8 protein-coding genes are annotated in these 11172 nt (G+C 64.4%); 4 read left to right on the forward strand and 4 right to left on the reverse strand.

Going from position 1 to position 11172, the window contains the following annotated elements:
• A partial coding sequence (locus H7A69_RS17650; protein WP_411469357.1) for a helix-turn-helix domain-containing protein occupies positions 1 to 132 on the reverse strand: 132 nt, incomplete at its 3' end.
• Positions 133 to 554: 422 nt separating this feature from the next.
• Here H7A69_RS17650 and H7A69_RS08255 point away from each other — a divergent pair.
• A complete protein-coding gene (locus H7A69_RS08255) occupies positions 555 to 4856 on the forward strand; it encodes an RHS repeat-associated core domain-containing protein (protein WP_182046609.1) in 4302 nt (1433 codons plus the stop codon).
• 458 nt (positions 4857 to 5314) lie between these two features.
• Here the strand turns inward: H7A69_RS08255 and H7A69_RS08260 are convergent, their stop codons facing one another.
• Both H7A69_RS08260 and H7A69_RS08265 read right to left on the reverse strand, forming a co-directional pair.
• Positions 5315 to 6439 carry a BsuBI/PstI family type II restriction endonuclease gene (locus H7A69_RS08260; RefSeq protein ID WP_182046610.1) on the reverse strand — a complete coding sequence of 375 codons (1125 nt, stop codon included), beginning with the start codon at positions 6437 to 6439 and terminating at the stop codon, positions 5315 to 5317.
• Positions 6439 to 8121, reverse strand: coding sequence for an Eco57I restriction-modification methylase domain-containing protein (locus tag H7A69_RS08265; RefSeq protein WP_182046611.1), 1683 nt, complete (start codon positions 8119 to 8121; stop codon positions 6439 to 6441). The genes H7A69_RS08260 and H7A69_RS08265 overlap by 1 nt, the downstream gene beginning before the upstream one ends.
• A gap of 170 nt (positions 8122 to 8291) precedes the next feature.
• On the opposite strand from H7A69_RS08265, the gene H7A69_RS08270 reads away from it, so the two are divergent.
• Positions 8292 to 8795 carry a hypothetical protein gene (locus tag H7A69_RS08270; protein WP_182046612.1) on the forward strand — a complete coding sequence of 168 codons (504 nt, stop codon included), beginning with the start codon at positions 8292 to 8294 and terminating at the stop codon, positions 8793 to 8795.
• Positions 8796 to 8797: 2 nt separating this feature from the next.
• Entirely contained in the window at positions 8798 to 8971 is a 174-nt protein-coding gene (locus tag H7A69_RS08275; RefSeq protein WP_182046613.1) for a hypothetical protein, read from the forward strand.
• Between the two features lie 611 nt (positions 8972 to 9582).
• On the opposite strand, the gene H7A69_RS08280 is transcribed toward H7A69_RS08275, so the two are convergent.
• Positions 9583 to 9927, reverse strand: coding sequence for a histone-like nucleoid-structuring protein Lsr2 (locus H7A69_RS08280; RefSeq protein WP_182046614.1), 345 nt, complete (start codon positions 9925 to 9927; stop codon positions 9583 to 9585).
• A 109-nt stretch (positions 9928 to 10036) separates the two neighbouring features.
• On the opposite strand from H7A69_RS08280, the gene H7A69_RS08285 reads away from it, so the two are divergent.
• Positions 10037 to 11074: a YhcG family protein gene (locus H7A69_RS08285; RefSeq protein ID WP_182046615.1), complete on the forward strand. Its 1038-nt coding sequence runs from the start codon at positions 10037 to 10039 to the stop codon at positions 11072 to 11074.
• The last annotated feature ends 98 nt before the right edge of the window (positions 11075 to 11172 follow it).

Raw genomic sequence — 11172 nt, forward strand, 5'->3', positions numbered from 1 at the left:
GGCCTTGAACCATCGGTAGCCCTGACGCGGATGCACGCCGACAGCATCGCAAGCAGCAGGCCTGCTCATGCCCCGTCCGAGTAGCTCCCAGAACCGCGCCTCCCGGGCACGGTGCTCCAGCCTCGGTCCCATCTGCAACACTCCGATTCACGGTGGTGTTGCAACGACCAGCTGAACCCAAGGATCGGCTTCCGGACGAGTTGCGAGAGCGGAACCGCGGCTATCTGTTTAGGCGCACGAGCTGACAACGCGCGCTTCTAGTGGGTGCGCTGGGCTGGCTTCGACCCCCACATGTGGGGGTGCGTTGGTGAGTACTACTCCGTAGCGTCCTGGGTGGATACACAGCGCGGTCATGGGGACTGCTGCACTCGTAGCAGCCGTCCGAGGGGTTCTTCCGCGTGTTCGCGACGTCGTCGTTGTCTGCTGCTCGTTCTCGATGGGTGCTCCTCGCGCTCGTCGCCGTCGTGGCTCTGTTGGGGTCGCTGCTCGCGGTCGTCAGCGCTCCTGCTCCTGCCCGGGCGGAGGTGACGGGAACCGGCGGTCAGTATGTGCCGATGGCGGACAATGCCGAGGTCTTCAAGGGTGGGACGACGGCCGGGGTGTTCAAGACCGTCAAGGTCAACGGTGTTGACGGTCTCCCGACGTCGGGCATCGGCGCGGTGAGCGTGCTGGTCACGGTCGCGAGCGCGAGTGCTCAGGGGCAGCTCGTCGGTCGTCCGAACGCGTCCGACCCCGACACGCTGCTGATGATCTACGGTGCCGGTGTCGGTGGGAACACCTCGAACACGGCACTGCTGGCGGTGGGTGATGACGGGTCGATCCGCATCCGCACCGGCACCGACCAGTCGAACGTGTCGGTCAATGTCACCGGGTACTACACGAGCACGCAGAACGGTGTCGGCGCGGGTGGCTTTGTTCCGATGTCGGGCACCCGTATCGCGAACACCGTCAACGGGACCGGCGTCCGTAAGGGCACGCTCTCCGGTGGGGACAGCATCACCTTCCAGGTCGGCGGCGCCAACGGGATCCCGGCGAACGCGGCTGCGGTCGCGCTCGGGGTCATCGTGCAGAACACCGGTGGCGGTGCTGGCTGGGTGCGTCCGTACCCCACGGGTGGGACGAAGAGCACCGGTGTGCTCAACTACGTGTCGACCAAGGGCATCTCCACGACGATGACGGCGCAGGTGCCGATCGGCTCGGACGGCAAGGTCACGATCGACACTGCTGCAGGCGGCGGCACGATCGACGTCATCGCCGACGTGCAGGGCTACTACATGGCGAGCAACCCGGGTGGTGGGTTCACCCCGCTGACGGGGCGCATCATCGACACTCGGCAGAGCTCGTCGGTCGCGTCGAACAGCTCACTCGCGGTGCAGATCGCCGGCGCACGCGGCGGGCTTTCGAGTGTCGAAGGTGGCCTCGCGGCGGTGGCGATCACCCTCACGGCCATCCACTCCGGTACGAACAGTGGGTACGCGAAGGTGTGGGGTGACGGCATGCCCGAGCCCGGCGCCAGCGCCATCAACTACGCACCCACCGGGTCGATCCGCACCACGACCGCGATCGTGCCGGTCGGGGCGAACGGGAAGATCCGGATCAAGAACGCATCGACCACGGCGACGGACTTCGTCGTCGACCTGCAGGGTGCGTACAACTCGCTGCCCGGCGGTCCGTCGGACACGAACCAGACCGGTCAGCGGAAGTCCGCCACCACGCTGCCGTTCCCGATCACGGACCAGACCAACGCCTCGGTCGACGTCGGCACCGGGAACCTGCTGGTCACCACGAGCGCGCTGTCGCTGCCGGGTGTGACGCAGAACGCGACGATCGGCGCCGCGTACAACTCCCGCAGCACCCGTGCCGCGGACGCGAACACGATGGCCGCGAACCGGTGGCAGTACGCCCTCGCCGGTGCAGGCGATCTCACAGCGAACGCGGCCGGTGTGGTCTACACGGACGCTGCGGGCACGGCATGGCAGTTCACGCCGTCGCTGGCGCTCGGGCAGGGCAAGTTCACCACGCCCGCCGGACTGCAGCAGACCCTAGAGCGTGTGAGCACGTCAGCGACGGGTGCGGAGTACCAGCTAAAGGGCTGGACGACGAACTCGGTCACGCACTTCAACCTCGCCGGTCAGCCGACCTCGGTTGTAGACCGCAACGGCAACCAGGTCAGCTTCAACACCTCGGACGGGTACGCACTGTCCGAGATCGTGTCCACCGCCGGCACGCCGGGCGCGAAGACGGCGAAATCGTCGTACGCGAACAGCACGCAGACGTTCTCGCAGACCAGCGGCTCGAGCAGCCGTTCTGTCTCGTGGGCGAAGAGTGCCGCGGGTGACATCACCACGTACACGGACGCGACCGGTGCGAAGACCACCTTCGGCTACACGAACGGTGACCTCACCACGGTCACAGCTCCCACCGGTGGCGTGACCGCGTTCACGTACGACTCCTCGGACCGTGTCACGAAGGTCGAGCAGCGGAATGCCACGGCGGGGTCGGCCGGTACCGCGGTCACTCGGTTCTCGTACGTCTCGGACACGTCGACGCAGGTTGCTGACCCGCGGTCGGACCAGTCGAAGGCGGTCGCGGATGCGGCGCACACGACGTACACCCTCGATGGCAACGACCTCGTGACGAAGGCTGTCGACGCTGCGAATCGTGAGCAGTCCCGGTCGTACAAGTCGACCAACAACGGCGTGCTCAGCTCGACCGTCGGCTCCGGAGCGAGCGGGTCGACCACGACGAACGCTTACGACGGCAACAACGGTCAGTCGCTGACGCAGTCGCAGTCTGCCTCCGGCAGCACGAGCTCCGCGACGTACGGTTCCGCAGCTCCGACGGCGTACCTGCCCTCGTCGACGACGGACAGCTCCGGCAACAAGACCAGCTACGGCTACGACGGACCCGGCAACCAGTCCTCGACCGGAACCGGGACGGGGCCGGAGGCTGCGACGGCGACCCTCGAGTACAACAAGAAGGGCACTGACCCGTATGCGTGGGGTGCGGTGAAGAGCGCGACCGCGCCGGGCGACGGCGATCGGAAGACTACGTACACGTACAACGCGAACAACCAGCTCGGAGCTATCACGGCGCCGGCGAACACGGTCGGTGAGCAGCAGTACGCGTACGACGACTTCGGCCGGGTGAAGACCCACACCGACGGCAACGGCGGTGTCACGACGTATACGTACGACAACGACGACCGGATGCTGACCACCGCGTTCGATGACGGCACCCCGACGGTGACCAACACCTACGACGGCAACGGCAACCAGCTCACCCAGCAGTCCGCGACAGGCACCATCACCAACAGCTACGACCAGCGCAACCGGCTCACCTCGACGGTGAACACCGCCGGCGGTGGACAGGTGTCCTACGGGTACGACCTCGCCGGCAACACCAGCCAGGTCACCGACCAGCACGGCACCGTCAGCCACGACTACGACCCGGCGAACGTGCTCGTGAAGACCACTTACCCTGCCGCTGACGGTGGCACGGCGAAGCAGGTCTACAAGACCGACGACCACGGCCGCCGCACCGACGCCTGGCTTGGCGCGAACAGTGACTCGGACCCGACGTCCTGGCAGGCGCACCAGACGATCACGTACGGCGCGTCGAACAAGGTCACCCGCGTGCAGGCCTGGCAGGCAAGCGACACCAGCAAGCCGGTGGTCGACCTCTCGTACTGCTACATCACCGGGATCTCCGCTGGCGGTGACTGCAGCGCGACGACGAGCACCAACGACACCGACAAGATCCAGTGGGTCAAGAACAACGTCACCGGTCAGACCACGACGTACACCTACGACTCCAACAGCAGACTGACCAGGGCTGCACAGGCCAGCGGCGCGAAGAACACCACCTGGGCGTACACGTACGACGTCGCCGGGAATCGGCTCACCGCGAAGGCATCCGGAGACACGACGAGTTCGCAGACGCTGACGTACAACGCGGTCGGGCAGATCACCACCACCGGGTACGGGTACGACAAGGTCGGTAACCTCACCTCCGCGCCCGGGCAGACGTTCACCTACAACGGCGCGCAGCAGCTGACGTCCTCGGTGAAGGACGGGGAGACGACCACCTACGAGTACGCCGGTGCCGACATGAACAGGCTGCTCTGGCAGTCCACGGACGGGGGAGCGGAGTACGGATACACGTATGGCACCACTGACCAGAACGGCGTCCCCGTGATCGCCGCACGCGAGCTCATCGGCTCCGGAACCGCTTCGGTGATCAGCGACCCGACCACCGGGCAGCCGCTGGATCTCCAGACCGCCGAGGGCACCACCAGTATGTGGAGTATCGACGGCACCGGGAGCCCGGCGGCCGCGATCGCGGACACCGGCAAGACCGCGTACACCGTCTCCTACGACCCCTACGGCACGGAGACCGTCGGCGTCGGAAGTGACAGTGCGGAGTGGCAGCAGAACCCGTACGGGTTCAAGAGCGGCCTCCGCTCGAGCAGCACAGACAACGGCCTCACCAAGTTCGGGTACCGGTGGCAGACCAGCATCACCGGTGGCTGGATCGAACGAGACACCATCGATGTCCCGCTCGATCCCAGCAACGCAAATCGCTATGCCTATGCCGCGAACGATCCTATGAATGGGTCTGATCCTACAGGCCAGTTTGATCTCGAGGGTTACTTCGCGACGGTAGGAAACTTTGCCGCTGGCGCTGGCGCTGGTGGGTTCGGTGCGGTGGGTGGATGCTTGGTAGGAGCAATCGGCTTCGGAGTGGGTTGTCTCGTGGGGGGCGGTATCGGCCTGGCTGCTGGAGGTATTGCTGGCGGAGCATTCGGAATTGGCTTTGCCACCGGTAATGCTATTTTGGGGAAATACAATGATTAGTCCTTCGATAGTCGAGATCACCGCTTCGGATTCCGTCAAGCAAGTGCAGTTTAGGCTGGTCGAGTGGGTCCGGGAGCGGGGTGGGCGAGCGGACTCGATCACTGAAACATCTGGACTGGGACGTTTTGGTTCGAGGTTGCAATTTAGAGTCTTTGGTGTGCTGAGCGAGCGTTTGGGAATGCAGCTGCCAGTGATGGTGGAATGGACTGTAAAACAGAGTGCAATTGCCACAAAGGTAGAGCTGAAAATCGACAGTGACGCGGGTCGATATCTGTTCTATACTCCGTGGGCCGACAGTCTCTTCTCGAAACAAATTGCCCGCCTCCAGGAGTCTGCCGTTAGAGCTCTCGAGTAGCACCAAATCTCGGAACCAGTGCGCTCGCTTGGGACTGCTGCAGTCTGCACTGCTGGACAGTCGCCGGAGAGTATTAAAAACTGTCGCTTTCCGACTGAGGGAGTCAGGGAGTCTTTGGCTTCAGGGAAGTGACGGGGGCGAGCTTGCTCCCGTCATCCTGGATCTCATCCCACCGGAGCTCAAACGCTGGTTCATCACGGAACCAGGCGAATGTGCCCGGGGCAAGGTCCTTCAATCGACGTTTGGCCGGACTGGCGTTTCTGCTCTCGAACGCCGTGAGGAACGCCACCTGATGAGCTGGGATGCTTTGCGCAGCGGCCCAGTCGAGGAGTTGAGCTTTCCGCTCGACGTCAATGGGGCCGTCTGTATAGACGGCCTCGATGACCCAGAACGTGCCGTTCGCCCCGGCATCGAAAAGTAGTGCATCGGGAAGTAGTTGGCTGACTGAGATGGAAACTCCAAGCGCTTGGAGGCGCTGCTCGTCAACGTAAGCCTGCTTGTCTCCAGGTTCTGAGATTGCAAGGACCAGAGGCGTGTGTAATTTGCGAGGCGCCCATTCCTCGACCACGCCCTTGAGGATCAGCGAGGCGTGTCCCGGTTCGAGGAGTCGGACAGAGCCGTCAGGGAACGTGACTCGGACGGCATCGGTTGCGCGGGCGTGGTCGCGGACTGCCATGGCCTTAGCGCGGGCGCTGGTGGTCATGTGATTTTCGACCCAGGTCGCGATTGCAGCGTCGAGGTCGTCATCTTCGAGCATGGGGTCGAAGAGGTCCGCGAAGTGGTCAGCGAGAGCCCATCGGGCTGCTGATGAGGTGGTTTTCACGCCTGGCCGCGTCACCATGGCGTTGTTGGCGCGAAGGAGATTCCACGAGTCGTCGCGGAGCGACTCGCGTGAGTCTTGCGCATACCACTGCTCGAACGTGATGCCCCATGAGTCGAGTAGCGCAGCGACCTTCTCTCGTCCGCGCATTGCGGCCTTACCCCACGCAACTCGGTGCTTTTCCGTGGCAGCGTGGAGGAGAACATCTTCTTGCATCCACAGTGCAGTGGAGGGTCGTGCCCATACGGTGTCTGTTCCCGGGCCGACGGCTCCGACGTATATGAGTGCGGCGACGCCCGCGGCAGAGATCGGGCTGGACAGGTTGGTATCGAACGCTTCCCGAGGGAAGACCTTCAGAAGCCGGTCGGCGGCTAGCTCTCGGCTAATGATGGGGCGGAGCGACGTCATCAGCCGAGCCTGTAGGCCTTCGCGACAGCGGACTCAAGCTCGTCACCACTGAGGTCTTCCCAGGAGGTAAGTACCTCAGCGTCAGGAAGGGGCAGCGCAGCGAGTTCATAGCTTGACACGGCGACCGTGCCGCTGAGGCATCGCATCACGCGGTCTAGGGTCTGCGTGGCGAGGACACGCGCGACGGTGCCTCGCGAGAGCAGCGGTAGCGGCATCGTGGGCAGCAAGACGTTGACGTGGTTCTCGACAACGACGCTCCCGCCCAGCTCCAGCAATTTCTCCAACGTGAGCTCCGCCGGGACGAGGCGCCGCGACTGCTCCGGTGCTGTGGTGCGCTGCACCAGCACGGCAGGCTCGTTCAGCGTCATCACCTCAACGTCCCGGTCGTTTTGGAGAGCGAGGTAACGTTGTGAGTTTCGTGCGGGAGCGCAGCGCAGTTCGCCCCCGTCGATGTCGGCGCCCCACAAAATCACCCGTCGTGCTTTGCCTGGGCGCGCGTGGATGTGTTCGCGTCGCCGGTTCCACACCAGCGGCCCCGTCGCGGCACGATAGCCGGCGGAGCTCAGTGTGAGCGGCAGCTGTGCGGCGGCTGCCGCGGTAGCCGCGTCGGCTGGATCTCGAGGTATGAGCCACGGGCCTTCGCCCTTCGGGGGGGCGATGGATGCGACTGGCTCGATGTGCCCATTGACCCGTGACACGGCGGTCTTACGGTGCCGTCGGCGTTGGAAGACCGCCAGGCAAGTCTCCTGAAGTACGCCAGTGAAGGATCCGCTGCGGTCGAGGACGAACGCCACGCTTCGTAGCGGTGCCTGTTCCGAGAGGTAGCCCCGGAGCCTGTGCTGGTAAAGCCCTGCGGCGAAGCTTGTCGGGACGAGGGCGCTGAGGACACCGTCGATGGTGAGATTGCGGGCTCCTTCTGCCATGAAGAGTCCGTAGATATTGGCATGTCCGTAGAGCACGTGCGAGTACTGCTCACGGGTCGCAGCGTCCAGTGACACTCGGCCGTAGGGCGGGTTCATGATCGCGATCGCAGCCGGTGCGAGCTCGTGACTTAAACCGTCGCCTTGTCGGATGAGAGCGGGCAGGCTCCGTCGGTTCTTCTCTGGCACTCGCGTGAGCGTCGGAAGCATCTCCGCTGCAAGAATCACGCTCCCCACCCATGCGGCGGTGCCGTCCTGGTCGACACCTTCGATCAGCTGCGGCAGTGCGGCGAGCGTGAGTGCCGCGTCATCAGCGGCGGCGGCGCGTAGATGCTCACGGAGCGGTGGCAGGAGCAGCGCCCCGGAACCGGCCGCGGGGTCCCGAAGTAGTCCGGGCAGCCGGTGGTTCGCGTTGCTCCAGCCCAGCGCTGTCCTGGTTTGAGCCCACAAATGATCCGCCAGGTCAGCAGGGGTGTAGTGCTGGCCATGTTGTGCGCGGCTTGATGGGGAGAGGGTCTGCACGTACGCCTGCCCGAGCTCATGCCCGGACCGGTCGTGGAGATCTGGTGCACTCGGCGCTTCGTGGAACGACGGCTTGAATCCGGTGACGGCGTATTCCGGGTCAAGCCATCGATCAGACAGCCCAGCCTGTGCCGCTCGTCGGGCCCACCACGACCGTAGCGAGGTGAGCATCTCTGTAGTGGCATCCGGTCGGTAGGCAGCGGTCGATGCTGCCGCTGCCTTGGTTCCCGTACGTGCCATGGGACAACGATATGGGCGATGGCCGGCTCTTGCCGCGACCGACCCGTGCTCCCTGGACAGTTCGTCGACGAGGCCGCGACGTCCCCGACCTTGGTTGAGTGCAGCGCGTTGCCGCCTCGAACGAACAGCACGTTGACTGCCATGATGAGGACCGGAAAGGGAGATCTCGCGTGGATGCCGAACCTGAACAGGAGGCGAAGGCTGCTCGTCGTCTGAAGTTCGACCGAGTCCGCCTGCTGAACGAGGAAATGGACCGTCTGACCGTCGACGTCGACCAGCGAGCCGCCAGCGTTGCGAACAAGGCGTCGTTTCTAGCGGTCGCTGCAGGCGTGATCATTGCAGCATCGGTAGCTCAACTGTGGACCGTTCTTCCCTGGATTGGTGTTCTCGCGCTCGGCTTCGCCTGCGTCGGCCTCCTGTGTGCGACCGTGGCCCTTCGACCGGGGCGTCGAATCGGACTTGTTGCGCAGCGGCTCGCAGACGCCTACCTGGACTCGGAGCTTTCAGCGGCCGGTGTTGAGGTCCAGTTGGTTCGGCGCAAGGCCGACGTGATCAGCGCGCGCGAGTCAGATCTGATTGCTCGAGCCCAGTGGGTGGCGGCCGGATCGATCGCGCTACTGGTGTCGGTCGCTGCGCTTACCATCGTGTTCGCAACTCAGATATTGGGAGGGTGACCATGGGACGACCAGGATTTGATGAATCCGCGGACGGTGGGGGCGACGCAAACACCGACGCCGGCCTCATCGGCTACGTGCAGGAAAGCGACGACGGCACAGGATTCCTCATGGCAAGCGCGAACGAGGACGACACCTACACCGCTGACGGCGGACGCGAGGATCACGAGCGTTGACGATCCGCTCCAAGCGGCCTTCTAGAACGTCGTGACGGACTGGGCTCAGCCGTTCGCAACAGCTCTCGCCGGAGCCGCAGCGATAGCTACAGTCATGTGGACAGTAGCCCGTGATCGACATCCGTTAGCTCTGGTGGAGCGGTTGACGGTCATTGCCGCGAGGGTCGAATCTGACGTTGTTCGTGAACTCATAGAGGACGAGCGAGACCAGAGAGCGACACAGTGGGTGCTTGAGCGCCGAGCGCCCAAGGAGCCGGGCTTACGCGCCACTGCCGCCGCCCTCTTCTGCGCTGGATCACTGTGTCTGCTCATTTGGATCGTCGGTGCATTCATCGATCGATGGGCGTCCTGGGCATGGACTTCATACGGGTTCGGACTCCTGCTGATGTTCGCTTCACGGGCCTTGGCGGCGGTGCGGACGGGTAAGCGAAAAGCTTGGATGGATCAAGAACGCGGATGGCGAGCCCTGCCCGATGAGGTTCAAGCGCAGCGAGTACGAGGCGCTGACTGACTATCGGGACGTAGACCTGACATAAGAGCGAACTATCGGCGCGAACGAGAACGGCCGGCACCCCGCTCGGGGTGCCGGCCGTCGCCGTGGTGGGGGAGCGTCAGTGTGCGGCGTCGTACGCGTCGCGCACTGCCTGGCTGATCCGGCCACGGCTCGAGACTTCGTGGCCGTTCGCGTTCGCCCACTCGCGGATCTTCGCGAGCTCGTCCGAGTTGCCGCGCTTCGCGGTGGTGCCACCGTTGGTGCGGTTCTGGCGGCCGCTGACCTTGCGGGCGGCGGCGACGTAGTCGGAGAACGCTTCGCGCAGCGCGTCAGCGTTGTCGTCCGAGAGGTCCATCTCGTAGTGGTTGCCATCAAACGAGAAGGACACGGTGCGGCCCTTGCCCTCGTCGATCGTGTCGCCGGTCAGGTCATCGACCAGGTGCGTGGTGACTTTCTGCGCCATAGGAACGCCGCCTTTCATTCGAGGGTTTGCTGTCCTACTGTGGCATACAAATGGGCCCGCACCATGACGGCAACAGTCGAAGATGGTCTTGCGGGGCAGAATGGATGCGATGACCGACACCACCCCGACCCCGTCCGGCTATGCCGCAGCCCTCGCCGAGCTGAAGCAGCAGGTGAGGAATGCGCGATTCAGTGCGCAGCGACGGGTGAACACAGAACTCGTGCGCTTGTACTGGGGGATCGGCGCCACGATCCTGGAACGGCAGGAGACGGAACGGTGGGGCAGCAACGTCATCGGTCGGCTCGCGACCGATTTGCGAGTTGAGTTCCCAGACATGAAGGGTTTCTCCCGGGCGAACCTGTTCTACATGCGCCGGCTTGCGGGGGAGTGGCCCGCGGATGCGATTGTCCAACAAGCTGTTGGACAACTCCCCTGGGGCCACATCACCGTGCTCCTGGACCGCCTCGACGATCACTACCTCCGCGACTGGTACGCGCACGAGGCGGCTTCGCACGGTTGGTCCCGGAACGTTCTCGAGCACCAGATCAAGACCAGCGCTCACACCCGACTACAGGCCGCCCCATCGAACTTCCCCGCAACGCTGCCAGCGGGGGACTCGGACCTGGCGCAGCAGCTGACGAAGGACCCGTACGTGCTGGATTTCCTCGCCCTCGACGGGGACGCGAAGGAACGCCACCTCGAGCAGGCACTCGTCGACCGGATCATCGACACCCTCCGCGAGCTCGGCGAGGGGTTCGCGTTCGTCGGCCGCCAGGTGCACTTCGAGGTCGACGGGGACGACTTCTACGTTGACCTGCTGTTCTTCCACGTCGAGCAGCTCCGCTACGTCGTTATTGAGCTGAAGACCGGGAAGTTCAAGCCCGAGTACCTCGGACAACTGGGCTTCTACGTCGCCCTCGTCGACGACCGCCTCAGACGCACTCAGCACGCTGATACCGTCGGCCTGCTCCTTGTCGCGGACAAGAACGATGCGGTGGTGCGGTACTCGCTTGCCGGCCAGCAGAGTCCCGTCGGGGTGGCCAGCTACGACCTGCTGCCACCAGCCGCGCGGGCGGCACTACCGTCCGAATCCGACCTCGTCAACGCCCTCCACGACGCGCAACGGGACAACCTCGACGGCGACTAGCTGATCAGCGTCTGCGCTCGGCGACGAACGCGTCCTGAGTTCGCCTGAGTGACTGTTGAAGGAGTAGTTGCACGTGCCCTTCGGGCGAGGTGATCCGA

This window comes from Curtobacterium sp. ME26, assembly GCF_903970945.1.
Classification (GTDB): Bacteria; Actinomycetota; Actinomycetes; order Actinomycetales; family Microbacteriaceae; genus Curtobacterium; species Curtobacterium citri.

Excerpts from the sequence above, each read along its gene's own strand:
- H7A69_RS08255 (WP_182046609.1), top strand. The coding sequence starts at position 555 with ATGGCGGACAATGCCGAGGTCTTCAAGGGTGGGACGACGGCCGGGGTG.
- H7A69_RS08260 (WP_182046610.1), bottom strand. The coding sequence starts at position 6,439 with ATGACGTCGCTCCGCCCCATCATTAGCCGAGAGCTAGCCGCCGACCGG.
- H7A69_RS08265 (WP_182046611.1), bottom strand. The coding sequence starts at position 8,121 with ATGGCACGTACGGGAACCAAGGCAGCGGCAGCATCGACCGCTGCCTAC.
- H7A69_RS08275 (WP_182046613.1), top strand. The coding sequence starts at position 8,798 with ATGGGACGACCAGGATTTGATGAATCCGCGGACGGTGGGGGCGACGCA.
- H7A69_RS08280 (WP_182046614.1), bottom strand. The coding sequence starts at position 9,927 with ATGGCGCAGAAAGTCACCACGCACCTGGTCGATGACCTGACCGGCGAC.
- H7A69_RS08285 (WP_182046615.1), top strand. The coding sequence starts at position 10,037 with ATGACCGACACCACCCCGACCCCGTCCGGCTATGCCGCAGCCCTCGCC.